Annotated in this window: 22 protein-coding genes; 12 read left to right on the top strand and 10 right to left on the bottom strand. The window is 63.7% G+C overall.

Going from position 1 to position 25,963, the window contains the following annotated elements:
- Positions 1 to 65: 65 nt before the first annotated feature.
- The 3 genes from EN955_RS02035 (at position 66) to EN955_RS02025 (ending at position 3,358) form a co-directional block, all read left to right on the top strand.
- The gene (locus tag EN955_RS02035; protein ID WP_024501866.1) at positions 66 to 1,505 is read left to right on the top strand and encodes an aldehyde dehydrogenase family protein; all 1,440 of its coding nucleotides are present in this window, start codon (positions 66 to 68) and stop codon (positions 1,503 to 1,505) included.
- Between the two features lie 91 nt (positions 1,506 to 1,596).
- Positions 1,597 to 2,172, top strand: a complete 576-nt coding sequence (locus EN955_RS02030; protein WP_013528144.1) for a DUF1349 domain-containing protein — start codon at positions 1,597 to 1,599, stop codon at positions 2,170 to 2,172.
- Between the two features lie 211 nt (positions 2,173 to 2,383).
- Positions 2,384 to 3,358 (top strand): hypothetical protein, encoded by a 975-nt coding sequence (locus EN955_RS02025; RefSeq protein WP_024501865.1) that lies wholly within the window; start codon positions 2,384 to 2,386, stop codon positions 3,356 to 3,358.
- A 185-nt stretch (positions 3,359 to 3,543) separates the two neighbouring features.
- On the opposite strand, the gene EN955_RS02015 is transcribed toward EN955_RS02025, so the two are convergent.
- The 4 genes from EN955_RS02015 to EN955_RS02000 all read right to left on the bottom strand — a co-directional run bounded on the left by EN955_RS02015 (position 3,544) and on the right by EN955_RS02000 (position 8,257).
- Positions 3,544 to 5,076 carry a mercuric reductase gene (locus tag EN955_RS02015; RefSeq protein ID WP_024501864.1) on the bottom strand — a complete coding sequence of 511 codons (1,533 nt, stop codon included), beginning with the start codon at positions 5,074 to 5,076 and terminating at the stop codon, positions 3,544 to 3,546.
- The gene (locus EN955_RS02010; protein ID WP_024501863.1) at positions 5,066 to 6,415 is read right to left on the bottom strand and encodes a glucoamylase family protein; all 1,350 of its coding nucleotides are present in this window, start codon (positions 6,413 to 6,415) and stop codon (positions 5,066 to 5,068) included. Before EN955_RS02010 ends, EN955_RS02015 begins: the two co-directional genes overlap by 11 nt.
- 143 nt (positions 6,416 to 6,558) lie before the next feature.
- Entirely contained in the window at positions 6,559 to 7,311 is a 753-nt protein-coding gene (locus EN955_RS02005) for an SDR family NAD(P)-dependent oxidoreductase (protein ID WP_024501862.1), read from the bottom strand.
- 136 nt (positions 7,312 to 7,447) lie between these two features.
- Positions 7,448 to 8,257 carry an IclR family transcriptional regulator gene (locus EN955_RS02000; RefSeq protein ID WP_024501861.1) on the bottom strand — a complete coding sequence of 270 codons (810 nt, stop codon included), beginning with the start codon at positions 8,255 to 8,257 and terminating at the stop codon, positions 7,448 to 7,450.
- Between the two features lie 186 nt (positions 8,258 to 8,443).
- On the opposite strand from EN955_RS02000, the gene EN955_RS01995 reads away from it, so the two are divergent.
- From EN955_RS01995 to EN955_RS01975, 5 genes are read left to right on the top strand one after another with little or no spacing between them, the layout of a single operon-like run.
- Positions 8,444 to 9,457 (top strand): ABC transporter permease, encoded by a 1,014-nt coding sequence (locus EN955_RS01995; protein WP_024501860.1) that lies wholly within the window; start codon positions 8,444 to 8,446, stop codon positions 9,455 to 9,457.
- On the top strand, positions 9,454 to 10,299 hold the full coding sequence (locus tag EN955_RS01990) for an ABC transporter permease (RefSeq protein WP_024501859.1): 846 nt from the start codon (positions 9,454 to 9,456) through the stop codon (positions 10,297 to 10,299). Before EN955_RS01995 ends, EN955_RS01990 begins: the two co-directional genes overlap by 4 nt.
- 3 nt (positions 10,300 to 10,302) lie before the next feature.
- Positions 10,303 to 11,379, top strand: coding sequence for an ABC transporter ATP-binding protein (locus tag EN955_RS01985; RefSeq protein ID WP_081714204.1), 1,077 nt, complete (start codon positions 10,303 to 10,305; stop codon positions 11,377 to 11,379).
- Entirely contained in the window at positions 11,376 to 12,407 is a 1,032-nt protein-coding gene (locus EN955_RS01980; protein WP_024501857.1) for a dipeptide ABC transporter ATP-binding protein, read from the top strand. Before EN955_RS01985 ends, EN955_RS01980 begins: the two co-directional genes overlap by 4 nt.
- Positions 12,408 to 12,442: 35 nt before the next feature.
- Positions 12,443 to 13,714, top strand: a complete 1,272-nt coding sequence (locus EN955_RS01975; protein WP_013528134.1) for a CaiB/BaiF CoA-transferase family protein — start codon at positions 12,443 to 12,445, stop codon at positions 13,712 to 13,714.
- Between the two features lie 163 nt (positions 13,715 to 13,877).
- On the opposite strand, the gene EN955_RS01970 is transcribed toward EN955_RS01975, so the two are convergent.
- Both EN955_RS01970 and otnK read right to left on the bottom strand, forming a co-directional pair.
- Entirely contained in the window at positions 13,878 to 14,516 is a 639-nt protein-coding gene (locus tag EN955_RS01970) for a class II aldolase/adducin family protein (RefSeq protein ID WP_024501856.1), read from the bottom strand.
- Positions 14,516 to 15,868 (bottom strand): 3-oxo-tetronate kinase, encoded by a 1,353-nt coding sequence (otnK, locus tag EN955_RS01965; RefSeq protein WP_024501855.1) that lies wholly within the window; start codon positions 15,866 to 15,868, stop codon positions 14,516 to 14,518. Before otnK ends, EN955_RS01970 begins: the two co-directional genes overlap by 1 nt.
- A 131-nt stretch (positions 15,869 to 15,999) precedes the next feature.
- Here otnK and EN955_RS01960 point away from each other — a divergent pair, with 131 nt between their 5' ends.
- Positions 16,000 to 16,737, top strand: a complete 738-nt coding sequence (locus EN955_RS01960; protein WP_024501854.1) for a GntR family transcriptional regulator — start codon at positions 16,000 to 16,002, stop codon at positions 16,735 to 16,737.
- Between the two features lie 33 nt (positions 16,738 to 16,770).
- Here the strand turns inward: EN955_RS01960 and EN955_RS01955 are convergent, their stop codons facing one another.
- From EN955_RS01955 to EN955_RS01945, 3 genes are all read right to left on the bottom strand, one after another.
- A complete protein-coding gene (locus tag EN955_RS01955) occupies positions 16,771 to 18,000 on the bottom strand; it encodes an aminotransferase class III-fold pyridoxal phosphate-dependent enzyme (protein ID WP_081714203.1) in 1,230 nt (409 codons plus the stop codon).
- Positions 18,001 to 18,119: 119 nt separating this feature from the next.
- Positions 18,120 to 19,682, bottom strand: a complete 1,563-nt coding sequence (locus tag EN955_RS01950; RefSeq protein WP_024501852.1) for an ABC transporter substrate-binding protein — start codon at positions 19,680 to 19,682, stop codon at positions 18,120 to 18,122.
- Between the two features lie 84 nt (positions 19,683 to 19,766).
- A complete protein-coding gene (locus EN955_RS01945; protein WP_024501851.1) occupies positions 19,767 to 21,941 on the bottom strand; it encodes an alpha-ketoacid dehydrogenase subunit alpha/beta in 2,175 nt (724 codons plus the stop codon).
- Between the two features lie 335 nt (positions 21,942 to 22,276).
- Here EN955_RS01945 and EN955_RS01940 point away from each other — a divergent pair, with 335 nt between their 5' ends.
- Together EN955_RS01940 and EN955_RS01935 are read left to right on the top strand one after the other, a co-directional pair.
- Complete coding sequence (locus tag EN955_RS01940; RefSeq protein WP_024501850.1) at positions 22,277 to 22,555, top strand: type II toxin-antitoxin system ParD family antitoxin; 279 nt, start codon at positions 22,277 to 22,279, stop codon at positions 22,553 to 22,555.
- The gene (locus tag EN955_RS01935; RefSeq protein ID WP_024501849.1) at positions 22,552 to 22,851 is read left to right on the top strand and encodes a type II toxin-antitoxin system RelE/ParE family toxin; all 300 of its coding nucleotides are present in this window, start codon (positions 22,552 to 22,554) and stop codon (positions 22,849 to 22,851) included. Before EN955_RS01940 ends, EN955_RS01935 begins: the two co-directional genes overlap by 4 nt.
- Before the next feature lie 48 nt (positions 22,852 to 22,899).
- On the opposite strand, the gene EN955_RS01930 is transcribed toward EN955_RS01935, so the two are convergent.
- Positions 22,900 to 23,679, bottom strand: a complete 780-nt coding sequence (locus EN955_RS01930) for a LuxR C-terminal-related transcriptional regulator (RefSeq protein ID WP_024501848.1) — start codon at positions 23,677 to 23,679, stop codon at positions 22,900 to 22,902.
- 112 nt (positions 23,680 to 23,791) lie between these two features.
- On the opposite strand from EN955_RS01930, the gene EN955_RS01925 reads away from it, so the two are divergent.
- Positions 23,792 to 25,951 (top strand): hydantoinase/oxoprolinase family protein, encoded by a 2,160-nt coding sequence (locus EN955_RS01925; protein ID WP_024501847.1) that lies wholly within the window; start codon positions 23,792 to 23,794, stop codon positions 25,949 to 25,951.
- The last annotated feature ends 12 nt before the right edge of the window (positions 25,952 to 25,963 follow it).

The raw sequence follows: 25,963 nt of genomic DNA, 5'->3' as shown, positions 1-25,963 counted from the left end.
GCAATTGTCTGGCAAATACCAGTTCAGACAGATGCCCGCGCGGCCAACAAGCAGGAACACACGATATGACGCTGTTTCGCAAGAACCTCATCGATGGCGAGTGGGTCGGCGATCCCGGTTCGCGCAACATCAACCCCTCGGATACCGGCGACGTCGTCGGCGACTATGCCTCGGCGGGTGTCGAACAGGCCCAGCAGGCGATCGCTGCGGCCAAGGCAGCGTTCCCGGCTTGGTCCCGCTCCGGTCCGCTGGCGCGTCACGCGGTGTTGAAAAAGGCCTCCGACGAGATTCTGGCGCGCAAGGACGAGATCGGCCGCAATCTGGCGCGAGAGGAAGGCAAGACGCTGGCCGAAGGCATCGGCGAGACAATTCGCGCCGCCCAGATATTCGACTTCTTTGCCGGCGAAACGTTGCGTTTGACCGGAGAGGTCGTGCCGAGCGTGCGGCCGGGCGTCGGCGTCGAGATGACGCGCGAGGCGGTCGGCGTGGTCGGCATCATCACGCCGTGGAATTTTCCGATCGCTATTCCGGCCTGGAAGATCGCCCCGGCGCTGACACACGGCAACACCGTCGTCTTCAAGCCGGCGGAACTGGTTCCCGAGAGCGCCTGGACCATCGTCGACATCCTGCATCGCGCCGGCCTGCCGAAGGGCGTGCTCAATCTCGTCATGGGCAAGGGCTCGGTCGTCGGTCAGGCGATGCTCGACAGTCCCGATGTCAACGCCATCAGCTTCACCGGCTCGGTCTTCACCGGCAAGCGCGTCGCTGCGGCAAGCATCGAACACATGCGCAAGTTCCAGCTTGAAATGGGCGGCAAGAACCCGCTGGTCGTGCTCGACGATGCCGACCTCGCGATCGCCGTCGATTGCGCGCTCAATGGTGCCTTCTTCTCGACCGGCCAGCGCTGCACCGCCTCGTCCAGGCTGATTGTGGCTGACGGCATTCACGACCGCTTCGTCGACGCCCTCAAGGATCGCATGAGCAAACTGGTCATCGGCGATGCGCTCGACGCGCAGACCCAGATCGGTCCTGTCGTCGACGCGACGCAGCTGAAGCAGGACGAGGACTATATCGCCATCGGCGTCAGGGAAGGTGCCACGCTCGCCTTCGGTGGCGAGCGGCTCGACCGCAAGACGCCGGGCTTCTACCTGCAGCCGGCGTTGCTGACCGAGGCGACCAACGCCATGCGCAGTTCGCGCGAGGAGATTTTCGGGCCTGTCGCCAGCGTCATTCGCGTCAAGGACTATGACGAGGCGCTTTCCGTTGCCAACGACACGCCGTTCGGCTTGACCTCCGGCATCTGCACCTCGAGCCTCAAGCATGCCACGCACTTCAAGCGCAATTCGGAGGCCGGCATGGTGATGGTCAACCTGCCGACGGCGGGTGTCGATTTCCATGTTCCCTTCGGCGGCCGCAAGGGTTCGAGCTATGGGCCGCGCGAGCAGGGCCGCTATGCGGCGGAGTTCTACACCACGGTGAAGACGGCCTATACATTCGCAGGCTGATCGGCCGTCGACCGATCAGCCGGGCTGATCGGTCACTGCCGACCACGCCGGCAACCCCGCCATGAACATCTGGATTGGAGCGGCGCGAAGGATGACAGTGCAGGACCTGACCTGGCTTAACCCGCCGCCGCACCATTCTATCGACGGCGACAGCGTTCGTGTGCGCACCGGCAAGGAGACCGATTTCTGGCGCGAGACCTTCTACGGTTTCTGGCGCGACAATGGCCACTTCCTGCACCGGCCCGTCGAAGGCGATTTCACCGCCGAGGTCACCGTCAAAGGCGACTACGAGGTGCTTTATGATCAGGCGGGGCTGATGGTCCGGCTCAGCGAAACCCATTGGATCAAGGCCGGCATCGAGTACACCGACGGCCTTGCCTATTTCTCCGTCGTGGTCACCAACGACACGTCAGACTGGTCGCTGGTCGCAATTCATGCCGGTCCGGGCGGCGTCAGGATCCGGTTGACCCGTTACGCCGAAACGATCCGTGTCCAGTATCTCGATGCTTCCGACGGCCACTGGAAGCCTGTGCGGCTTGCCTACTTTCCGATCTCCAGGACGGTGGATGTCGGCATGATGTGCTGTTCGCCGCAACGCGAGGGCTTCGAGGTCACATTCTCCGGCTTTTCGGTGGGGCCGCCGATATCGCGGGAATTGCACGATTGAGACGTGCGGCCTTGCGCCGACCGCAAGCCCTTCGACTTTGTCATAATCAAGTCTGTAGATCGAGCCTCGCCGGCGGCTGCGCCTGTCGTAAGTTGGGTTCTCCGGAGCCGGAAGGGGTATTGCGGGGAAACTTTTGGCCTTTGTTCCGCTCAAGGCGAATATGTCGGGCAGCACGTTGCAACGGTATTGGCATCCGCGCTAGGAGTTGCCCATGGGCAGGTTGCGAAGGGCAGTCAAAAGAGCCGTCTATTCCAGGGCGCTGAGATTTCTTGGCGTTCCGCCCGTGCTTTGGTCGCAAGGGATCGGACATTTCTGCGATTTCGCCGGGCCGCGCTGGTATCGCAACGCGTCAACCGCATCGACACAGAGCGAGGCATTTTTCCGCCAGCATTACAGCGGCGCACATGGCATCGTCTGGCTGCGTCTGAGCACCTTGTCCAGGGATGCGCAAACCTGTGATCTCGACACGTTCGTCAGGATCGTGTTGCCGACGATCACGGCACCGTTCACGCTGCTGACGACCGATGGCGATGCTTCGGTGCCGTCTGATCTGGCGAAGGACACCGTCGACCAGCTTCTCGCCAACCCCTTCCTGGTCTCCTGGTACAGCCAGAATTGTGACGGCAGTCACCCCAGGGTCAAGCCTTTCCCGATCGGGCTCGATCTTCACACGCCTCGGTCCTTCGCCACGCCGGAAGGGCTTGTGAAGCAACTGGAAATCATACGCGCCCGGCAGGATCACGTGGACCGCCGCCCGCCCAGACTGTTCTCTGATTTCAGCATCAGCAATGGCTCGAGACAGCGCCGGGAACTGCTTGATGCCCTGCGCGGATGTCCGCATGTCGATTTCCTGGCGAAACGCGTCTCGCAGCGCTCGATCTGGCAACTGTACTCGCAATACCCGCTTGTGCTGTCCACCGAAGGCAACGGCCTGGACTGCCATAGGACATGGGAGCTGTTTTATCTCGGCTGCATCGTCGTCACCAAGACCTCGCCGCTCGACCCGCTCTATCAGGGTCTGCCGGTCATTATCGTCGACGACTGGCATGAGGTCAGGGACCCTGATGCGCCGAGGCGCTGGATAGAGCAGGTTAAGCACCTGACCGAGCGCGACCATGTTTGGGGACGCTTGCATCCGCAAACCTATCTCGAGCCCATTCGGCAAGAACTTCTGCACGCACCCTGACAGGGCAGCCACGAAATTGGAGTCGCGGTCGGCAGGGCCCGCAGGATCCGCGGAAATATAGAGCCGGCTAACCTCTGGATGGCACCGACGTTTGGCGGATATCCGAGATGGTCGACGAGGCTTTCGTCAAGCGCCGCATCGTCGCCGAATGTCCGACGCACCAGCTGCGGCAGGCTGCCGGAATGTCACCATCGCCTGGACCACGCCAACCAGCGGCCCGCCAGATGCTTCCATGATGAGGTGAGCCTTGTCCGCCGATAGGCGTCGCCGGCCATCTTTATGCCTAGCGCCTGCGTCGGGAAGGGATGGATGACGTCGGCCAGCGCACGCAATCCCATGCCCGATTTGATGGCCAGCGACACCGCATTGATCATCTCACCGGCATGGCTGGCGACGACCGTGGCGCCCAGGATGCGGTCGGACCCTTCCCTGACGTGGATTTTGACGAAACCCTCCTCCTCGCCGTCCATGACCGCCCGGGCGACATCGTGCATCAGCACCGTATAAGTCTTGACCGGGATGCCGTTCTGGCGCGCCTCCGCCGGATAGAGGCCGACATGGGCGATCTCCGGATCGGTGTAGGTGCACCACGGAATGACCAGCTCGCTCAGTTTCCTGCGTCCGAGAAACAGGGCATTGCGCACGACCATGCGAGCTGTGGCCTCGGCGGTGTGGGTGAATTTGTAGGCGAGGCAGACATCGCCCGCCGCATAGATGTGCGGATTTGTGGTGCGGAGATAATCGTCCACCTTGATACCGTCGGCATCGTATGCCACCCCGGCGTTTTCCAGGTCGAGGCCGTCGACGTTGGGCGATCGGCCGATGCCGGTGATGATCTCGTCGACGGAAATCGTTGTCGTGATGTCGTCGCACACCAGATCGGCGAGCTTCTTGCCGCCTTCCGTTCGCACCGCTACCACCTCGGTGTTGAGGCGAACCTCGACACCTTCGCGCGCCAGCGCGTCCGAAAGGATCTGGGCGGCGTCGCGTTCCTCGCCGGGCAGGAACATCGGTTCCCGTTGCGCCAGGATGACCTTGGCACCGAGCAGGCAGAAGGCCTGCGCCGCCTCGCAGCCGAGCGGTCCGCCGCCAATGACCAGAAGCCGCTTCGGGCACTCCGTGAGCTCGAACATGGTCTCGTTGCTGAGATAGCCGGCCTCGGCAAGGCCTGGAATCGTCGGCAGCCTCGGGCGCGCGCCTGTCGCGATCAGCGCCTTCCTGAAACGCAAGGTTTGTCCGGCGACCGTGACAGCGTCCGGTCCGGAAAACAGCGCTTCGCCGAAATAAAGGTCGATGCCTTCGGAAACCAGCCTATCGGCGGCATCCGCGCGGCTGATCCGCTGCCGGATCTGCCGCATCCGCGTCATGGCGCGCGGAAAGTCGACGTGAAGACGGTCCGGCATGTCGCCGCCGAAATTCTCGGCATCGCGCATGTCGGCATAAAGCCTTGCGGTGCGGATGATCGACTTGGACGGGATGCAACCGACATTGACGCAAGTTCCGCCGATCAGATTGCGCTCGATGAGCGCGACCTTTGCGCCGAGGCCGGCCGCTTCGTAGGCGGCAGTCAGCCCAGCCGGCCCGGCACCGATGACGACGAGGTTGTAGGGACCGTCCGGCTGCGGGTTCTTCCAGTGCGGCGGATGGGCGCTCGCGATCAGACTGATGTCGTTGCTGTCGACGGGGAAGGCGGTGGTCCTGGTCCGGTCACGCGACATTGCCGCCACCTGACGCCGGGCTTGCCGGCTGAGACAGCCAGCCGCCATTGAATCCGGCCTTGTGCAGGCCGCGACGGATATGCTGATTGGACCGCATCAGCTTCCAGATCAGCCCTGACCGATGGTTCTCGATCATCATCACCACGATACCCTGATCCAGCCCATAGTGGCCTTCCGACACCCAGCCGTGCCTCCCGAATTTACGCCGGTTCGCCAATGTCGGATTGAAGCCGCTCGGCAGCCGGAAATTGTCGATCACCTCGGGGTAGCGATCGCCGAGATGGCGCAGCGCCGCCAGGCAGATCTCCGGCGCGAAAGGCAGTGATGCCGGATAGGACCAAGGGGCGATCGTCCCGTCATCGGGCCCGAACGGAGCGCCGCGCGCGGCATAGCCGGAAAACCGCCGGCGCTGTCGCTCCACGCTGGTGCGGAAGCCGCCCGGCCCGTCGCCCGCCGAAAGTCCCCAAAGGTTCTCTTCATAGCCGTCATAGCCGTAAGGGTTGTGGCGCGCATAGTCGCGATGCAGATAGGTCGAGCGGCGGCTGTTTTCGAAATAGTCCGAGTTCTTCTCGCGCATGAAGGCGTCGCGGATGCCGGCGAAATCGATCCAGGCATGCGAGAACTGGTGCATGAACAATGGGCCGCCATACAGCACGTCGTAGCCGTAGATGTTTTCCCACTGATAGGTCGCCGTCCAGCCCTCGTAGCTGTTATCCGAGGTTGGACTGTCAGGCGAGGCCATCGACAGCACGTAGAGGATCGTCGCTTCGTTGTAGCCCTCCCAGCCATAGTGCAGAAAGCCGCTCTTTGGCTTCCAGCCTTGCCGCAGGGTCGGGCTTGAACCTTGTGCCCACCGCCAGTCGACGCGCCGGTAGAGCGCCTCGGCCAGTTGGCGGATTTCGGCTTCCTCGTCATCGTCACCGGAGAAATAAGCGCTCGCCACCAGCATGCCTGATATCAGCAACGCCGTATCCACCATCGACAGTTCGCAGCGCCAGACGCGCAGGCCGGTCCGCATATCGAGGAAATGGTAGTAGAAACCCTTATGGCCGGTGACGTTGTCGCTATTGCCTTGCCGGCTGGTCGAGAAGAAACGCAGCGCGGCCAGCGTCAGCTTCGCGGCGGCATCGCGCGTCATCCAGCCGCGCTCGACGCCGATCGGATAGCTGGACAGCGCGAAGCCGACGACAGCGATGCTGGCCGGCGAATTCGGCCGCGATGTGTCCGCGACCAGTCCGTTTTCGGGGTTCACGTTATCGAGGAAATAATCGAAGGCGGCGCGCTGATAGCGGTCCAGAAGCTCATCGTCGGACAGTGCGGCAGATTCGGCTCTAAGCAAAAGTAGCAAACTCCCGCCTGACGGCTGCATTCCGTGTCATGGTTCCCGCTACCTTGTCGCGACTTGTCGATTCGAGGCGTCCAACTATACGCCCGCATGCTCCGTCCGTTGCACCGTCACGTGGAATTGAGATTCGTTCTGCCTCAGTAGGTGGCGCGGCCGCCGGAAACGTCGAACACGGCGGCCGTCGTGAACGAACACTCTTCCGAGGCGATCCAGCAGATCAGCGCCGCCACCTCGTCGACCTCGCCAAAGCGCGCCATCGGTATCTTGGACAGCATGAAGTCGATGTGCTCCTGGCTCATCTGCTTGAAGATCGCGGTGCGCACGGCCGCCGGCGTGACGCAATTGACCGTCACCCCGGTCTTGGCCAGTTCCTTGCCGAGCGACTTGGTCAGGCCGATCACCGCGGCCTTGGACGTGCTGTAGGCGGAGGCGTTGGGATTGCCTTCCTTGCCGGCGATCGAGGCGATGTTGACGATGCGGCCATAGTTGCGCCCGAGCATGTGCGGCACGAGCGCCTTGTTGCAGTAGAAGACGCCGTTGATGTTGATGTCGATGACCTTCTGCCAATCTTCCGCCGAATAGTTCCAGGTCGTCATGTTCGGCCCGGTGATCGCCGCGCTGGTGACCAGGATATCGACACCGCCAAGCGCTTCGAGCGTTGACCGGGCAGCGCGCTCCACGCCTGCGGCATCGGCAACGTCGATAGCGATGCCGTGAAGACTGGGGATGACGGCCTTGGCCTGTTCGATCTGGGCGGGATCGCGATCCCAGACCGAAACCCGTCCGCCTTCTTCGACAATCCTCTGCGCCACCGCCAGACCAATGCCCGATGCGCCACCGGTGATGACCGCCACCCGATCGCTGAACCGTCCTGCAAAATTCATCGGCATCCGATCTCCCCCCGTCACCTGAACCCGATGGACTGACACGCGAGCGCCATGCCATCGGCGGCGACTGTGCTGCCCTCACCAGGCAAGTTCAAGCCGGCATGCAGCCCGATCGTCTGGGCCAATCCCGTGCCGCGGATTACACGGGAATTCCCTCGAGCTGGTCGCCCAGTGCTTTCACCATCTCCACCAGCGCTGGTCCGATCTCGGCATGCGCGCGGTCCTCGGTAATGATCTCGCCGATGCCGCCGCAGGTGATGGCAACCAGCGGCGAGCCGTCACGCGGGCGGAACGGCACGCCGACTGCATGGATGTAGCTGTGCCAGGCGCCGAACGACGTCACATAGCCCTGGCGTGCATATTGGGCGATCGCATCGTCGATCGCCGCCGCGATCATCGCTGCCTTGTCCGGCTCCGCCTCCTGCAAAGCCCGTACAAGGCTGACGCGCTCCTCGGGTGAAAGGGCCGCCGCATAGGCCAGCCCCATCGATGTCTTCCAGATCGGCAGATAGGAGCCCGGGTTGAGCCGCAGCGTGACAAGGCTCTCCGACCGGCAATTGGCGAGATACACCATGTTGAGGCTGTCGCGCGTGCCGAGCGCCACCGCCGCCCCCGTCAAATCGGCCAGCGGCTGCATCAGCGGCCGGGCGACGTGCACGACGGCGCTTGAACTGAGCGCCGAATAGCCGAGCGCCACGGTAGCCGACCCCAAGCTGTAGCGGCCGAGATCCTTGTCGTACAGGAGGTAGCCGAGCGCGCTCAGCGTATAGGTGATGCGCGACACCGTGGCTTTGGGCAGGCCGGTGCGGGCAATGATGTCCTGGTTGCCGAGCGAGGCGTCGCCCGGCCGGAAGGCGCGCAGGATGCCGAGCCCGCGCACCAGCGACGACGAAAGCTGTGCGCCTTCGCCTTCAAGCTCCGTCTCGTCCCTGGTCGCTCGCTTGCGCACGCTGAGGTCTTTCTGGCGTCGTCGTCCGCCTGTCGGGCCGGTGACGTCGGCACTGTCGATCAAAAATGAAATTAAATTCCATTTATATTGACAGCGGCTTTCGCGGGCTGTCAATATGTTTCCGTCGATGGCATGTCCCAGCGCCTTGTGCCATCTTACGAAGCCCCTCCTTGTGAAGGTAGCCACGTGTCTCGCTATATTTTGCGCCGGCTTATCGCAATGCCGTTTCTGGTGCTCGGCATCGTCACCATCGCCTTCCTGATCACCACGGTGACCAAGGGGGATCCGCTGACCGCGATCGTCGCCGAACAGCAGATGAGCAATCCCGATGTGGTGGCCGCCGCCAAGACGCGTTGGGGTCTTGATCGTCCTTTGCCGGAACGCTATATGATATATCTTGGTAATCTGCTGAGCGGCGATCTTGGCACCTCTTTCATCACCAAGCGCAATGTCGGCACCGACATTCTCTACCGCTTGCCGGCAACGCTCGAACTGGTTTTCGCCGCGATGATCTTCGGCACCACGCTCGGCATCGTGCTTGGTGTGCTGGCCGCCTATTTCCGCAACAGCCTGATCGACCATGGCGCGCGGCTGTTCGCCTTGTTCGGCTCTTCGCTGCCGGTGTTCTGGTCGGGGCTCGGCCTGTTGTTCATCTTCTCCGTCATGCTGAACTGGCTGCCGGGGCCGGGCAGGGTCGATGCCCGCTTGGCATTGCCGCCCGGCATCACCGGCTTCCTGACCATCGATTCGCTTCTGGCTGGCGACTGGACCGTCCTCAAGGACGCGCTCTGGCACCTGCTTCTGCCGGCCTTCGTCCTCGGCTGGACGGTTTCGGGCACCATATCGCGGCTGGTGCGCGCCAACATGCTTGATGTGATGAGCCGCGAGTTCGTGCTCACCGCGCGCGCCAAGGGGGCGAGCGAATTCCGCGTCGTCATCGTCCATGCGCTGCGCAACACCATGGTGCCGACCCTGACCGTCATCGGCTATTCCTTCGCCTATCTGATCACCGGCGCGGTGCTGACCGAATCCATCTTCTCCTGGCCGGGCATGGGATCCTATGCCGTGGAGGCAGCGCGTGCGCTCGACTTCCCGGCGATCATCGGCGTCACCATCGTCGGTGGTCTCGCCTTCCTGGTCACCAACCTTATCACCGACATACTCTATGTCGTGGCCAATCCGCGCGTGAGGTTGAGCTGATGGCAGTCGTCGTCACCAAGTCCCGCTCCTCGACGGTTCCCGAATGGCTGACCGCGCCATTGGTCATCGGCACGGTCGTCATCCTGTTCTGGCTGTTCATGACCGTATTCGCCAACCTGGTCGTGCAGTTCGATCCGCTCGAAATGGTCGCACGCCGGCTTCAGGCGCCAAGCTGGGCGCATTGGCTGGGTACCGACGCACTCGGCCGCGATGTGCTGGCCCGCACTCTGCACGGGGCCGCGCATTCGCTGCCGATCGCGGTTCTGGTCGTCGTCTCTGCAGTGATCATAGGCTCGCTGCTCGGCGCCATTTCCGGCTTCGTCGGCGGATTGACCGGCGCGGCGATCATGCGGCTTGTCGACGTCACTCTGTCCTTTCCGCCGATGCTGCTGGCCATGGCCGTCGCGGCGTCGCTCGGACCAGGCCTCGGCAATGCCGCCATAGCCATGGTGCTCGTCTGGTGGCCCGTCTACGCCCGGCTGATGCGGGCGCAGGTATTGGAGGTGAAGGAGCGCGAGCATGTCGAGGCGGCAATCGCCGCCGGCGCCAGGCCGCGGCGCGTGCTGTTCACGCACATATTGCCGCTTTGCTGGACCCCGGTGCTGATCAGCGCAACCATGGATCTCGGCCAGGTCGTGCTGCTTGCCGCGTCGCTCAGCTTCATCGGCCTCGGCGCCACGCCGCCGACACCCGAATGGGGCTCGATGATCTCCGATGGCGCCGTTCATTTCTATCAATGGTGGATCGCCTTCGGTCCCGGCGTCGCCATCCTCACCATCGTGCTCGGCTTTAACTTCATAGGCGACGGCTTGCGCGACATTCTCGATCCAAGGTCGGACTAGGCGATGAGCGCACAGATTTCCTCAGCGCCACCGGGCGCAGTCGACAAGGTGGAGGAGCGCGAGCCGCTGCTGTCCATACGCGGTCTGCGGGTCGGGTTCCGCAAGGCCGGCAGTCAGTTCGAAGCGGTTCGCGGGATCGACCTCGACGTCGCCAAGGGCGAAGTGGTCGGCATTGTCGGTGAGTCCGGCTCGGGCAAGTCCGTCGGCATGCTCGCCGCGCTCGGCCTCACGTCAAAGAACGCGGTGGTCACCGGCTCGGTCCGCTTCAACGGCGACGAACTGGTCGGCAAACCGGCGCGCGAGATGCGCAAGATCAGGGGCGCGCGCGTCGCCATGATTTTTCAGGACCCGCTGTCCTCGCTCAATCCGGTGATGACCGTCGGCGCCCAGATTGCCGAGGCGGTCAGGCTGCATCAGCGCGTGACACGCAAACAGGCGATGGCGCGCGCGGTCGAATTGCTCCATCTGGTGGCGATCCCGCAGCCGGAGCGCCGGGTCAACCAGTATCCGCATGAATTCTCCGGCGGCATGCGCCAACGCGCGGTTATCGCCATGGCCGTCGCCAACGATCCTGACCTGTTGATTGCCGACGAACCGACCACGGCGCTCGATGTCACGGTGCAGGCACAGATCCTGGCCGTGCTGCGCTCGCTGCAGGAACGGCTCGGCCTCGGCCTGGTGCTGATCACCCATGATCTCGGCGTCGTCGCCGGCCATGCCGACCGCGTCGCGGTCGTCTATTCCGGCCGTGTCGTCGAACAGGCAGGCGTATCCGAGCTGTTCGCCGATCCGCGCCATCCTTACACGCGTGGCCTGATCGCCTCGATCCCCAACCTCGAGGAAAGCCGCGAGCGGCTGTTCTCGATCGACGGTTCGCCGCCCGCACTTGGGCGCTTGCCGGGCGGCTGCGCCTTCCATCCGCGCTGCATTTATGCCGCGGCACGCTGCCGGACCGAGGACCCGCCTTTGCACGATGTCGGCGGCCGGTTCTCGGCCTGTCATTTCGCGACGACCTTGCCGCCCTTCCACAGTGCTGTGCTGGCGGCGGCGAGCCTGGACAGTGGAGACGTGGCCCCATGAGCGCAGCGGAGCAACTCCAGGCGGAAACCAAACCGGCGGTTGCGCTTTCTGTTCGCCATCTCGTCAAGGACTTTCCGGTTCGCGGCGGCCTCGTCTTCGACCGTGCCGTTGCCCATGTCCGTGCGGTCGCCGATGTCTCGTTCGACGTAGCACCAGGCGAAACGCTGGGTCTGGTCGGTGAATCCGGTTGCGGCAAGTCGACCCTCGGGCGCTGCCTGATGCGGCTGATCGAGCCGACCAGCGGCGAAAGCTGGTTCCGTGGCCAGAACCTGCTCGCGCTCAATCACGAAGACATGCGCCTGATGCGGCGCTACATCCAGCTCGTCTTCCAGGATCCCTACGGGTCGCTGCATCCGCGCATGCGCATTGCCGACAACATCGCCGAGCCGCTGCGCATGAGCGACATGTCGGCGGCCGACCGCCGCGCGCGCGTCGCCGAATTGCTCGAACTGGTGCGGCTCAATCCCGAGCATGGCAAGCGCTATCCGCACGAACTGTCCGGCGGCCAGCGCCAGCGTGTCGTCATCGCCCGCGCGCTGGCACTCAATCCGCAAGTGGTGATCCTCGACGAGCCGGTTTCGGCCCTCGACGTTTCGGTGCAGGCCGGCGTGCTCAATTTGCTCAAGGACATCCAGCAATCCTTCGGCACCTCCTATCTGTTCATCGCGCATGATCTGTCCGTCGTGCGCCACATCTCGCATCAGGTGGCGGTGATGTATCTCGGCAAGATCGTCGAGATCGCGCCGGCGGCCGAACTCTATTCGAGGGCGCTGCATCCCTACACCCAGGCGCTGCTGTCGGCGGTGCCGCTCGCCAATCCCGAGAAGGAGCGCAAGCGCGAGCGCATCGTGCTGAGCGGCGATGTGCCGAGCCCGCTCAACCCGCCATCCGGCTGCCGCTTCCGCACGCGCTGCTTCAAGGCGCAGGCGATCTGCGCTGCCGTCGAACCGCCGCTCGATCCGGCCGGTGGTTCGCATCGCGTCGCCTGCCATTTCCCGGAGCCGGTCAACACTTTCAGGGCTGTCTGAGTGGCCTGCCGAATTCACCCGAAGGAATTTTGATCGTGACTGAGGACCATTCCGCGAATGCCGGTACGGCAGAACCCGCGCGCTTGCCGCTCGAAGGCATCAAGGTTCTCGACCTCTCGCGTGTGCTGGCCGGGCCGTGGGCAACGATGAGCCTTGCCGATCTCGGCGCCGAGATCTGGAAGATCGAGAACATCGACGGCGGCGACGACACCAGGGCGTGGTCGGTGCCGAGCTACAAGGGTGTCTCGACCTACTATCTCTGCGCCAATCGCGGCAAGCAGAGCATCGCGCTCGACATGAAAAGCCCGCAGGGGCTGGCCATCGTGCGCGAGCTGGCGGCCAAGGCCGACATCGTCGTCGAGAATTTCCGCTCCGGCACCGCCGACCGCCTCGGCGTCGGTTTCAAGGAGCTCAGCGCGTCAAATCCGCGGCTGATCTACTGTTCGATCTCCGGCTACGGCCAGACCGGGCCCGATGCCGGACGGCCCGGCTATGATTTCGTCATGCAGGCCGAAAGCGGCCTCATGGCCATCACCGGCGAGAGCAATGGCGAACCGATGCGTGTCGGCGTCGCCATCACCGATATCGTCTGCGGCATGGTCGCCACGCAGTCGATCCTGGCGGCGCTTTACGAGCGCGCGACGACCGGCAAGGGCCAGTTCCTCGACCTGTCGCTGATCGACTGCGCGCTCAGCCTGCTGATCAATGTCGGCAGCGGTTACCTTAACACCGGCCAAGAGGTCGCCCGCTACGGCAATGCCCATCCGACGGTCGTTCCCTATCAGATATTCGAAGCCTCCGATGGCAGCTTTGCGCTGGCGGTCGGCAATGACCGCCAGTTCGCGGCGCTGTGCGAGAAGGTCGTTGATCTGCCACATCTGGCTGGGGATGCGCGCTTCATCAAAGCAGGGGCGCGCGCCACCAACCGTGAGGCGCTGATCCCGCAACTAGCCGCCGTCTTCAAGACCAAGCCACGTGACCACTGGATGGCCACCTGTGCCGCCGCCAGCGTGCCGGCCGGCACGGTAAAATCGATACCGGAAGTCTTCGACAGTTCCAATGTGCGCGAGCGTGGCCTCGTCCAGACCTTGCCGCATCCGCATCTCGGCTCCGTCGCCATGGTGCGCCCGGCGCAGGGACTTGCCGCGCAGCTGACCGCGGACTTCACCGCGCCGCCGATGCTGGGCCAGGACACAGCTGCCGTGCTGGCCGACGTGCTCGGCTATAGCGCCGAGATCATCGACCAGCTGATCGGCACCGGCGCCATCGGCGTCTATACGCCGGCCGCCGAACCGATCCCCGCCTGATCTTCATGGAGCCTGACGGGCCTTCGTCTCGCATTTGCAGGTCGACTGAATGGTTCTTCAAGAGGGCGAAGAGCCGTTCCTTGTTTTGGCGCAATTCCCTGGAGAAAGCGCTATGCGCTTTTCCCGGGAAACCGCTTCACCTTTTCTGGAATTGCTCGGCCGGCTACTTCTGCTGGCCGTAATTCTTGTAGCGCCCGCGAATGGCGGGGATCTCGCTGCCCTCGATGAGCACCGGCGTGCCGGCGCTGCGCGCCAAAAGGTACTGCCGCGCCAGGGTTTCCAGCTTGATGGTGCGGATGAGCGCCGTGTCGAGATCGCCGCCGAAGGCGATCATGCCATGATTGGCGAGCAGGCAAGCCGTGCGGTCCTTGAGCGCGACGACGGCAACCTTGGCCAGTTCGCTTGACGCGAAAAGCGCATAGTCCGAGCAGCGCACATCATCGCCGCCGAAACCCGCCACCATGTAGTGGAACAGTGGCAGCGGTTCACGCAGGCACGACAGCGCCACGCAATGGTCGGGATGGGCATGCACGACGGCGCCGGCCTCGGGAAACGCCTTGTAGATTTCGGCGTGCATCTCCCATTCGCTCGACGGCCGGAACGCAGCGTCCCAGGATCCATCGAGCTGCATCGCCACCATTTGCTCCGGCCGCAAGGCGCTTGTGGCTATTCCCGTCGGCGTGATCAGCATGCCGCCTGTCGTGCGCACGCTGATGTTTCCGGTGGTGCCGACATTCATCCCGCTGGCGTCCAGCGTCTGCGTCGCGGTGACCAGGCTCGTGCGTTCGATTTCGAGTTCCATCACGATGCTCTCCTTGCCGGTGGCCATGTGTCGATCGCCGGCGCAATAGTGCTCGGCCGTGTCATGTCTTGCAGAACGTCGGTGAAGATATCGGGGCCGCCGAGCTTTCCCGATTTCAGCATCAGCGCCAGCGGATCGGAAGGCCGGCCGGGGAGGTGAGCGATGGCGCGCGACAGTCCGGGGCCCTCATAGGCGCCCATGGCGATCCGGTCGATGCCGAGCGCCTTCACCACCGAACCGGCGGTCTCGCCGCCGGCGACGACGAGCCGGCGGACACCGAGTTCGCGCACCAGAATCTGGGCAATCCCGGCCAGGATCTCTTCCGCCCTTGCCGCCACCATATCGCGGCCGTGCGCCTGCTGCAGCGCTTCGACGGTCGCTTGCGGCGCTGTCGTAGCAATGGCGATCATCGCGCCGGGCAAATGCCGTTGGGCGAAGGTACGCGCTTCGGCCATGACATCGGCGCCAGCAAAGGCGCTGGCAAGGTCAATCGTCAGCAGTGGATTGTTTTGCGCAAAACGCTCGAGCTGTTCGATGGTGCGGTCGGCGACGCTGCCGGCCAGCACCGCTGCCGGCCCTTCGACGGCCGGCAGGCTGGCGGCAACGAGATCGCCTGTATCCAGCAGCCCATGCGTGAGCCAGGCCGGTGGCAGATGCGCGGCGACTGAGGAATTGCCGGTCATCAGCGGCAGGTCGAAGGTGGCTTCCGCGATCGCCGCCAGATCGCGCTCGCGGATGGTGTCGGTGACCAGCAGCGTCTCGCCGCGCCTGCTTTGCTCTCCTATAGCGCTTCGGATGGCTCCAGCGCCGGCATCGACGACGAGATAGGGCACCAGCCCGACCTTGCCCCTGCTCTGCGCCTGCAGCACGCGAACCAGATTGGAATCGGTCATCGGCGTCAGCGGATCGAAGCGCTTGGGCGACTCAGCAAGCAGCTGGGGACCGCCGAACATATGCCCCTGATAGACGGTACGCCCAGTCTCACACAGCGCAGGGGCGAACAGTGTGACGCCGCCGCCAAGGCGCTCGAGCAGCGCTTCGGCGCAAGGACCGATATTGCCCGCGGGCGTCGAATCGAAGGTGGCGCAATATTTGAAGAAGATCTGCCGCGCGCCAGCTTCGACCAGCCGGTCCGCGGCCTCCAGCACCTGGCGCACCGCATCGCTGGCTGCGATGACGCGGGTCTTCAGCAGGATCACATGGGCAAGATTGCCTGATGGGATCGGCGCGTCCAGCCCGACCGTGCATCCCGTCGGAATGCCGCGCGCGACCAGCATCGACGCCAGCTCGGTGCCGCCGGTCAGATCGTCGGCAATGGCGCCGAACAGCAAGGAAGGCATCGACGCGGTCATGCGGCCCGTCTCATGTCTGCCGGTTTCGGGGCGGCTTGTCTCATGTCGGTGGTCAGGCCATTCGTGGTATCATATACACAAGCCACGCGACGCAGGCGACGCCTGCGCTGTTGCAAGAACGGAGAGCGGATGTGACTGCTTCTATCGCGCCGATCGCGCGCGACAATCTGACGACGCGTGTCTATGAGGAGCTTCGCCGTGCCATGATGGAAGGCCGTTTCTGGCCGGGCCATCGCTTCAAGATCCGCGACCTTGCCGCCAGCCTTCAGGTGTCTGAGACGCCGGTGCGCGAGGCGCTGATGCAGTTGGTGCGCGAAAAAGGCCTGGAGATGGAGGCTGGCCGTTCGATCACTGTCGCCCAGCTGTCGCTGGCTCAGTATCTGGAACTGCGCAGCATCAGGCTGCATCTCGAAGGCATGGCGGGTGCCGCGGCAACGACGCGCATCGAGCCGCGCGAGATCGACCGTCTGGCGGCGGTGCATGAGAAACTCATTGCCAACGAGGACAATGGCCGCTGGTTCGAAGCCGTCCGCGACAATTGGGAATTCCATCACTCGATCTACCAGGCGGCGCAAATGCCGGAGCTGCTGGCCATCATCGAGGGAATCTGGCTGCGCAACGGACCGCTGGTGAACTACCAGTACCCGCACGCCCGGCCGACCTATGACGGCCGCCACCGGCATCTCGACATTCTTGAGGCGCTGCGGGCGCGCGACGAGAACGGTGTGCGCAAGGGCATTCAGCAGGACATGATCGAAGGCGGCCGCCTGCTGGTCAACGTTCTCGAACGGCTGAACGACGGCGCGGTCACGCCGGAGGAACTGCGCCGCGCTGCGCAGAACGGCCGACTGGTGTCGGCCACCGGCTGAACAGTTTGTTCCTTTCCACCGCATTGGCGCCGGTCACGCCACCTGCGCCGCGGCGGCCATGCCCGCATCGGCAGCCTGCAGGGCGAGATCTATATCTTTTGAGGTGTGCGCAGCACTCAGGAACATGTTGTGCCGGGGATGGAAATAAGCGCCTTCGCGCAAGGCGGCCGAGCAGAATGCGTTGGCTAGCTTGAATTCGGCATCGCCGTCGAACAGCACCATCGGCATCGACACCGGACCTGTCTGTCGCAGCGAAAGACCATGCTTCTTCGCTGCAGCATCGAGGCCTGAGCGCAGCCTGTCGCCGGCCTGTGTCATGTGGGTGACGGCGTCGGTATCGCGCAGCGTGCTGATGGTGGCGATCGCCGCGGCCATTGCGACGGCGCCGTACCAGAAAGAACCCGTCACATAGACCTTGGTCGCGGCTTCGCGAAACCGGTCGGTGCCTGCGATGGCGGCCAGCGGATAGCCATTGGCGATCGCCTTCGAGAAGGCGGACAGGTCCGGCCGTACGCCGAGCGGCTCCCAGCTACCGGCGAGGTCGATGCGGAAGCCGGCGCGCACATCGTCGACGATCAATGCCGCATCGGCAGCGGTGGTGAGTTCGCGCGCCCGTTTGGCGAAGGCGGCGGTCGGCAGTTCCTGGTCGCGGGCGATGTCGTGCCGGAAGGCAGTGACGACGACAGCAGCGAGATCGTTGCCGGCCTGCTCGACGGCCGCTTCGAGGCTGGCGACGTCATTATAGTCGAAATGGATCAGATGGGCGCGGTCCTCGGCGGTGACGCCGGCCAGCGATGGCGTGCACCACGGCACGGCGCCGTGATAAGAGCCGCGCGCGACCAGCACCTTGCGTCGGCCGGTGCCGGCGCGCGCGATCGTCACGCAGGCCGTGGTGGCGTCGGTGCCGTTCTTCTGCAGCATTGCCCAGTCGGCATGCGCGACCGTCTTGACCAGCAGCTCCGCCAGTTCGACCAATACCTCGCCGGGGCCGTTCATCGCATCGCCGAGGCGACGCTGCCGGGCGGCAGCCTCTTCGACTGCTTGATGATGGTGGCCGAGAATGTTGGGCCCCCAACTGCACATCAGGTCGATGTATTCGTGCCCGTCGACGTCCCAGACCCGGCAGCCGTCGGCGCGTTCGAAGAATTGTGGATAGGCGGAGCCGAGATAGCGCGTCGCCATGTGTCCCCACATGCCGCCCGGAATCACCGAGGCCGCACGCTCGCGCAGCAACTGGTCCTTGGAGTTGATCAGGGAAGGCATGACGAGGTCTCCGCTCATTGATATATCATATATTGAATGTGATGTTGGAAGAACAGGATTTGCTGGCCTTCCGGGATGGAGAACAGGGAGGCGACTGTCGCCTCCCTGTATTGTTTTGCTCAGTGGCTGAGTTCTGCCAGCGGCAGGTTGCAGCAGGCGCTGTAGCGCACGCCCTTGACGTCCGACTTGTAGGCCAGGATCAGGTTCGGGCTGATCAGCGGCAGGATGATCCTGTCCTTGATCATCTCCTCGCCGGCCTGGTGCCACAGCCTGGCGGCCTCGTCGCCGCTTGCCGCAAGGGCTGCCTTGTAGATATCCGCTTCCTTCGGGTTGAGCACCGACGGGTCGCGCTCCGCGCCGGCACGGCGCGACCAAGGGCTGCCCTTCGTCATGGCGAAATAGTCGATGTATTGCGAGGTGCCGTAATAGTCCGGCGCGTAGAACACCGCCGTCATTGGGATGCCGTCGCCATTGACGCGCTCGCGCCAATTGGCGAAGGGGATCGGCTGCAGGTCGAGCTTGATGTTGATCTTGGCCAGATCCTGCTGGACCTTCTGCATCAGAAGCGACAGATCGACGCCATAGACGTTCATGCCGGGGAACGCCGCTTCCATCTCGAAGCCGTCGGCATGGCCGGCCTTGGCCAGAAGTTCCTTTGCCTTGGCGACGTCATAGGGCTGCGCCTCGAAGCCCGAACCGCCGGGGAAGCCAAGCGGGATCGGCGCGCTGATCAGCTGGCCCTCGGAGCCGATGGTGAAATCGAGGATGCTCGGACGGTCGAGACCGAGCGAAATGGCCTCGCGCACTTCGGGCGTCAGCGGAACCTTGTTGGCCTTGGCGCCGGGCGACAGCGCCACATAGATGAAATTGTAGGACGGCACGGTCTCGATTTTCACGTCGCTGCCGGTCATCGTCTTGGCCGTGTCCGGATCGATCTGCATGGCGATGTCGGCGGTGCCGCTCTGCAGCATCTGCGCCTGCGCCACCGCATCCTTGGTCTGGCGGATGACGACTTCGCTCAGCGCCGGCGCCGTGCGCCAGTACTTGTCGTTGCGCGCCAGCCGCAGTTCCGAATTGGGCTCATAGGATTTCAGCACGAACGGCGCGCTGCCGGCCGAATGCGCCAGGAACCAGGCCTCGGCATTGTCTGTCGTCGAAGCATCCGCATCGGCCTTGGCGCCGGCTTCGGAAGCGACCTTGCTGTTGACGACCGCCGCGTAGGGTGCTGCCGCGATGTTGAGGAATTCGGAGCTCGGCGCGACCATCTTGACGACGACCGTATGCGCGTCCGGGGTCTCGATCGAGGCGACATTGTCCATCAGGAACGAGGCGCTGCCCTTGAGGTTCTTCAGCCGCTCCCAGGACCATTTCACGTCCTTGGCTTCGACCGGCGAACCGTCCGAGAATTTGGCGGCCGGGTCGAGCGTGAAGGTGAAGCTGCTCTGGTCGGCATTGCCTTCCCACTTCGAGGCGAGCAGCGGGATCAGCTTGTTGTCCTTGTCCAGCGTCAGCAGCGATTCATAGACGCTGGAATTGTAGATCTGGCAGGTGTCGCAGAAGGCGCGGTGCGGATCGAGCGAGTTGAGGTCGATGTTGCGCGCGATAACCAGCGGCTTGCTGTCCTGCGCGAAGGTGGCCGGTGCCCAGAAGGCGCTGGTGGCCAGCAACATCGCTGCCAGCATCGTCGCCCTGGTCTTGTTTCTCGGTAGGATGGTCATGTCAGTTCTCCCATTTTCTTGTCGGATCTTTGTGGCAATGCGTTCGCTCTATCCACCCACGGCAGTGAGGGATTGAAGCGCGGCCTTGAGCTTTTCAGCGCCGCCCAGTGCGGCGCGGTTGAGCGGGGCCGATACGACGGGAGCCGAAAGGCTTCCCGTCACATGCAGGATCTCGTGATCGAGATAATCGAACACGCGATCCTGAATCTCTTGTGTCAGTCGTCCGCCAAGCGACAGCCCACGCTGCACCTGCTCGATGACGGCCACCCGGTTGGTCTTGCGGATCGAAGCTTCCACCAGCGGCCAGTCGAGCCCGGTCGGGTCGAGGCTGCGCAGGTCGATGATCTCGGCATCGACGCCGGTCTCCTCGACCACCTCTCTGGCGACAGCAACCATGCTGGCGCTGGCGAGCAGTGTGCAGGCGCTGCCCGGCCTGACGATCTTCGCCTTGCCGAGCCGCACGCAATAGTCACGGTCGTCGGTTGGAACAGGACCCTCGCTCGGGAACAGTTCGACGTGCTCGATGACGACCACCGGATCGTCGCATTTCAGTGCTGAATTCATCAAGCCGATATAGTCGAAGGGCGTCGTCGGGGCGACGATGCGCCAGCCGGGAAACAGGGCGAAAAGCCCGGACGGATCGCCCGAATGCTGCGAGCCGTAGCCGGTGTGCGGCGAGACGCGCACCCTGACCACGATCGGCACCGGAAAGCCGCCGCCGAACATGTGGCGCACCTTGCTGACTGCGTTGAACAGCTGGTCGGCGGCCACCAGGCAGAAGTCGCCGAACATGATCTCGACGACCGGTCGCAGGCCGCAAAGCGCTGCACCCAGCGCCACGCCGACAAAACCGTTCTCGGCGATGGGCATTGCCAGTACACGCTCCGGCCAGCGTTCCAGCGCACCCTTTGTGGCGCCCGAAACGCCGCCGCGCAGCCGGTGCACATCCTCGCCCATGATGATGATGCGCGGGTCCTGCTCCATGGCGCGCGCGATGACCTCGGACGCGGCAACCATGAACTTGACCGGCCTGGTGTCGGCAGGCGGCACGTCCTCGATCTCGAGGAAGCGCTCGCCCTTCAGTTCGGAAAGATCACCGCGTATCTGGTTGTCGACGCCGCCTGGGTCTGGCCACAGATGGTCGGGAATGCGCAGCGCGTTGCCGCTCATTTCGGTGAGCGAATCGGCAGCACTGTTGACCACCTCCATGACGCGCTGGTCGAGTGTGCCGAGGTCGGAAGTGTTCAAAATGCCCATCGTCTTCAGACGAGCGGCCATCGTGACCAGTGGATCGCGCGCTTTCCAGACGTCTTCCTCGGCGCGCGTGCGGTAGCCGAATTCGCTGCCCGGGCGGGCGCCGCTCTGGTGCAGGAAGCGGTAGCAGAGCGCCTCGACCAGCACCGGGCCACCGTCTTCCTCGATCGTCCGGCGCGCCTCGCGCATGGCATGGTGGACCGCCACCACATCCATGCCGTCGCATTCGATGCCACGAAAGCCGAGCATAGGTCCGCGCGAGGCCAGCCGCGTCTCGCGCGTCTGCTCGTTGATGTGCGTGGAGACGGCATAGAGATTGTTTTCGGCGAAAAAGATCACCGGCAGCCGGTAGAGCGCGGCGATGTTCATCGCCTCATAGGCCGGCCCCGCCATCATCGTGCCGTCGCCGAAGAAGGCGACCGAGATGTTGCCGGTGTCGAGCAGCTTGTCGGCCAGCGCATAGCCGGCCGCATGCGGCAGGTTGCCACCGATAATGGCGCTGGTGCCCGGTATGCCGGAAGCATCGTCGCGCATATGCATCGAGCCGCCACGGCCGCCGCAATAACCTGACTTGAGGCCCATGATCTCGGCCATCAGGCCGCGTACCGAGCCCTGCATGTCCGGGTTGAAAGCGTCATGCAACGGGTCGAATCCGCCGGGCGTCTGCGCGTTGACAAGCTTGGCCAAGACCTGGTGATGGGCGCGGTGGGTGCCGTTGATGCGGTCGCCCGTACCGAGCACGGACATGGCGCCGACCGCCGTCGCCTCCTGGCCGATGCTGGCGTGTGCCGGACCATGCACCAGCCCGGCATTGGCGAGGTCGAGCACTTTTTCCTCGAAACGGCGGATGAGCAGCATCTGGTGATACCAGCGCACCAGGCTCGAAACCTCGGCATCGTCCCAGTCCGAATCATCGACGTCTAGCCGCAACCAGGGCGCCGATGGCTGGATCGATGTCTGCTGGACCATGTCAGCTAGTTCCGTTCTGGTAGATGATATATCAAATATTTTCTCAGTCGATTGGGCCGGTCACTTTTCCCTGGGTATGGCGCTCTGGCTGGCCGGCGCCACATAATGGAATTAAATTTCATTTTCTGACAGAGCCGAGACTAAGCTGGGACGCCGCCATTCCGCAAGAGGAATTTTGAGGCGCGCTTTGGCCATTCCAATCTTGAAAGAGGATGGCGGATTGCGGCGAGAGCAACATCCAGCATGTCGGCAGCCGTCGCCGTATGACGGCGGCAGATTTCAGGTGCAGCCTCGCGTCGGTATGATATAATCACACCGACGTTATAGGAGAAATCATGGCCGCTACCGAAAAACGCACCTTCAGCCTCCCAGCAGAGCAGGCTGCTTTCATTGATCATCTCGTGAAATCGGGAACCTACGCGACCAGCAGCGAAGTGATCCGCGCCGGGCTTCGCGCCCTGCAAGAGCGCGACGCGGCCGTAGAACGTTGGCTCCGCGAGGAAGTCGTGCCGACCTACGACAGATGGAAGGCAGATCCTAAGGGCATTTCCACGGAGGAGATGGCCGAGCGGTCGCGCAAACGTCACGAGGCGCGCTTGCAGAGGGATGCGTGAAGCAACGGGCTGTCATCTATACACCCAAGGCCGGCGACGATCTCGACTGGATTTACGAGACCGTCGCGGAGGCTAGCAGCGCAGTCACAGCTGACGGCTACGACCAACGGATCAGGGCATTCTGCGAACGCCTCGACTACGGCTCCGAGCGCGGCTCTCGTCGGGACGATCTGCTGCCAGGGCTTCGCGTCACCGGATTTGAGCGCCGCGTCACCATTGCGTTCATCGTGGAACCAGAACAGGTGGTGATATTGCGTGTGTTTTACGGCGGGACCAATTGGGAGGAGGAGTTGTAATTTGCAACGGGAAGAGCCCGTTGAACCGGATTGCTGCCTGAAACTCGCCTACCGCTCCGCTCGGTGCTGAAAAAACTGCAAAAACAATTCCCGCTCCGTGGTGATGTCGAGCTTCTCGTAGATGCGCCGGCGATGGTTCTTGACCGTGCCCACGGTGATGCCGAGGCGCTCGGCGATGTTGGCTGTCGGGTGGCCGGCGAGGATTAGCTGAACCAATTCCCGCTCGCGCAGCGACAGCTCCGGCCACAGACTGGCCGGGATCGTCGGCTCCTGCCGGGGCGAGGCGCCGGGGCCTGTCGGCGCCGACGTGCGGGAGAACTTGGTTCCGTGCGCCTTGATGTCGAGCGCATGCAGCGCCTCGAATACAGGCAACCGCTCGTCCAGCAGGGTGATCTCGCTGTCCTTGAATGAGGTGGTCGAACGGTCGAGGAAGATGCCGAGGCACCAGTCGCCGCCATCCGCCAGCATGATGCCGACCTCGTCGCAGATCTCCGACTGCGCCAGGAAGCCGGCAATGTACTGGCCGCGCTTGGCCTCGTCGTCGGCGAGCCGTTTCAGCGGCATGATGCCCAACCTGCGCTCGCGCCGCCACGAGGCATAGAACGGGTCGAACACGTAGTAATTGTGGAGATAGCGCCGGACCATCTCATCCGAGAAGCGCCGGTGCTTGATGAATTCGGGTGTCTGCGTCGCCGAATAGCGCGTCACCGTGACGAGGTCGTGGTCGATGTCGGCGCCGATCAGGTCGATCAGGCAGTCGACATGCCTGTCCGTGCCGATGGCGGCGATCGCTTTGGCGAGCGGCGCCCAGATATTGCCCATGCGCATGCCCTTTTCTCGGCGATGTCAGCCCAACCGTCATTGTGTCTTTAGGCATATGGCGCGAGGCCATCGAATGAATCTAGCCTAGCGTCAACCTAGACCAGATCCCGAGGCGACCGTGACCCAACCCAATCTCACCGCCCCCATTGTCGGCAACCCAATCGTCATCGGCATCGACGCCGGCGGCACCATGACCGACACGATCCTTGTCGATCAGGACGGCCACTTCAAGATCGGCAAGTCGGCGACCACGCCGAAGAACGAAGCCGAGGGTTTCCTGGCCTCGGCCGAGGACGCGGCGGATGCCTGGGGCATCTCGCTGGAATCATTGTTTTCAGGCGTCAACGTCGTGCTCTATTCCGGCACCGGCATGCTGAACACGCTGTTGTCGCGCACCGGCCGCCGGCTCGGCCTGATTACCACCAAGGGCCTCGAGGACATGATCCTGATGGGCCGCGGTCTGCAGGCCTGGGCCGACTATTCCTATGCCGACCGGCTGCATGCGGTCACCCACCATCATCCCGATCCGCTGGTGCCGCGCCGCCGCACCCATGGGGTCACCGAGCGCATCGACCAGTTCGGCGACGTCGTGCTGCCGCTCTATGAGCACGAGGTTTCTGCAGCCGCCAAAAAACTGATCGCCGACAAGGTCGAAGCGATCTGCATCATGACCATCTTCTCGCACGTCAATCCGGTGCACGAGAAGCGCATCGCGGAAATCTGCCGCGAAGAGGTCGACAAGGCCGGCGCCGACATCATCGTCTACACCAGCCACGAGGTCCGCCCGGTCATCCGCGAGCAGTCGCGGCTGAACTCGGTCCTGATCGAGGCCTACGCGACCTCGCGCGGCCGCAAGCAGCTTAGGGGTATCGAGGACGTCTCGAAGAAATACGGCTTCAAATATGGCGTGCAGACGCTGCTCTCCTTCGGCGGCCTGACCTCGATCAACCATCCGCGCCTGCATGAAACCATGATCTCCGGCCCGATCGGCGGCATCCTCGGTGCTGCCTATGTAGGCAAGCTGATCGGCAATGATTCGCTGATCTGCTCGGACATGGGCGGCACCTCCTTCGACATGGGCGTTATCACGCGCGGCCAGACGCGGATCGAGAACGAGCCGCTGATGGATCGCTTCAAGCTCAACGTGCCGACGCTGCACCTCGATACGATCGGTGCCGGCGCCGGCATGATCCTCAAGGTCGATCCGCTGACCAAGAAAGTCTCGCTTGGACCGGAAAGCGCCGGCTCCGATCCAGGTCCGATTTGCTTCGCCAGGGGCGGCACCGAACCGACCATTGCCGATTGCGATGCAATTCTCGGCCGGCTCAACCCGCACTATTTCCTCGGCGGCAAGGTCGTGCTGCAGGTCGAAAAGGCCCGCCGCGCCTTCCAGGAGAAATGCTCCGACATCCTGGGCGTCGGTCTGGAGGAAGCCGCCGAAGGCATGATCGACATGCTGGAGGCCGACGCCAACAACGCGCTGCGCCGCGTCATTTCGGGCCAGGGCATCCATCCCTCCGAGTTCACGCTGCTGTCCTATGGCGGCTCTGGCCCGCTGCACCTGGCCGGCTGTTCCAGGGGCATCGGCTTCAAGGACATCATCACCTTCCAGTTTGCGGCCGCCTTCTCCGCCTTCGGCTGCACCACGGCTGATTTCATGCGCCGGCATTCGGTGTCGACGCAGCACGACATCCCGTCACGCGCCGATGAGGCGACGCTGGCCGCCTTCGGCGTCAAGGTCACCACGGTCTGGAACGACCTGACCAAGGCCGCGGTCGACGAGATGATCGCCGACGGCCATGCGCGCGAGAAGATCAGGACCGTGCCGTTCCTGATGATGCGCTACACCGGCCAGCTCGAGGATGTCGAAGTCATGGCGCCGCTGGCTGAGGTCAACTCGGCCGACGACATGCGCAGGGTTATCGACGAGTTCGAGGCGGTCTACGCCAAGGTCAATCATCGCGTGTCGCGCTACGGCGAGGCCGGCTTCACCATCACCGAACTCGGGCTGATCGCCACCGCCGACAAGGTCAAACCGGTGCTGCTCAAGCGTCCGCTTGGCAAGTCGGATCCGGCTTCCGCGCACAAGGGCGTGCGCGAGGCCTATATCGGCGGACGCTGGCACAAGGCCAATCTCTATGAGATGGACCTGCTGCAGCCCGGTCACGAAGTGATCGGCCCGGCCATCATCGAACACCCCGCCACCACGCTCGTCGTTCATCCGCAGGACCGCGTCCATGTCGATGAATGGACGCTGCTGCACTACACCCACGCTTGAGAGGGCATCGCC

This window comes from Mesorhizobium sp. M7A.F.Ca.CA.001.04.2.1 (assembly GCF_003998485.1).
In the GTDB taxonomy this organism is placed as follows: Bacteria; Pseudomonadota; Alphaproteobacteria; order Rhizobiales; family Rhizobiaceae; genus Mesorhizobium; species Mesorhizobium ciceri.
This window is presented reverse-complemented; position numbering and strand designations above follow the sequence as displayed.

Coding starts and splice junctions, on each gene's coding strand:
- EN955_RS02005 (WP_024501862.1), bottom strand. CDS start 7,311: ATGCCGATGAATTTTGCAGGACGGTTCAGCGATCGGGTGGCGGTCATC.
- EN955_RS01970 (WP_024501856.1), bottom strand. CDS start 14,516: ATGGAACTCGAAATCGAACGCACGAGCCTGGTCACCGCGACGCAGACG.
- EN955_RS01950 (WP_024501852.1), bottom strand. CDS start 19,682: ATGCTGGCAGCGATGTTGCTGGCCACCAGCGCCTTCTGGGCACCGGCC.
- EN955_RS01980 (WP_024501857.1), top strand. CDS start 11,376: ATGAGCGCAGCGGAGCAACTCCAGGCGGAAACCAAACCGGCGGTTGCG.
- EN955_RS01985 (WP_081714204.1), top strand. CDS start 10,303: ATGAGCGCACAGATTTCCTCAGCGCCACCGGGCGCAGTCGACAAGGTG.
- EN955_RS01930 (WP_024501848.1), bottom strand. CDS start 23,679: ATGCGCATGGGCAATATCTGGGCGCCGCTCGCCAAAGCGATCGCCGCC.
- EN955_RS01940 (WP_024501850.1), top strand. CDS start 22,277: ATGGCCGCTACCGAAAAACGCACCTTCAGCCTCCCAGCAGAGCAGGCT.
- EN955_RS02035 (WP_024501866.1), top strand. CDS start 66: ATGACGCTGTTTCGCAAGAACCTCATCGATGGCGAGTGGGTCGGCGAT.
- EN955_RS01955 (WP_081714203.1), bottom strand. CDS start 18,000: ATGCCTTCCCTGATCAACTCCAAGGACCAGTTGCTGCGCGAGCGTGCG.
- EN955_RS02015 (WP_024501864.1), bottom strand. CDS start 5,076: ATGTCGCGTGACCGGACCAGGACCACCGCCTTCCCCGTCGACAGCAAC.
- EN955_RS01945 (WP_024501851.1), bottom strand. CDS start 21,941: ATGGTCCAGCAGACATCGATCCAGCCATCGGCGCCCTGGTTGCGGCTA.
- EN955_RS02025 (WP_024501865.1), top strand. CDS start 2,384: ATGGGCAGGTTGCGAAGGGCAGTCAAAAGAGCCGTCTATTCCAGGGCG.
- otnK (WP_024501855.1), bottom strand. CDS start 15,868: ATGACCGCGTCGATGCCTTCCTTGCTGTTCGGCGCCATTGCCGACGAT.
- EN955_RS02030 (WP_013528144.1), top strand. CDS start 1,597: ATGACAGTGCAGGACCTGACCTGGCTTAACCCGCCGCCGCACCATTCT.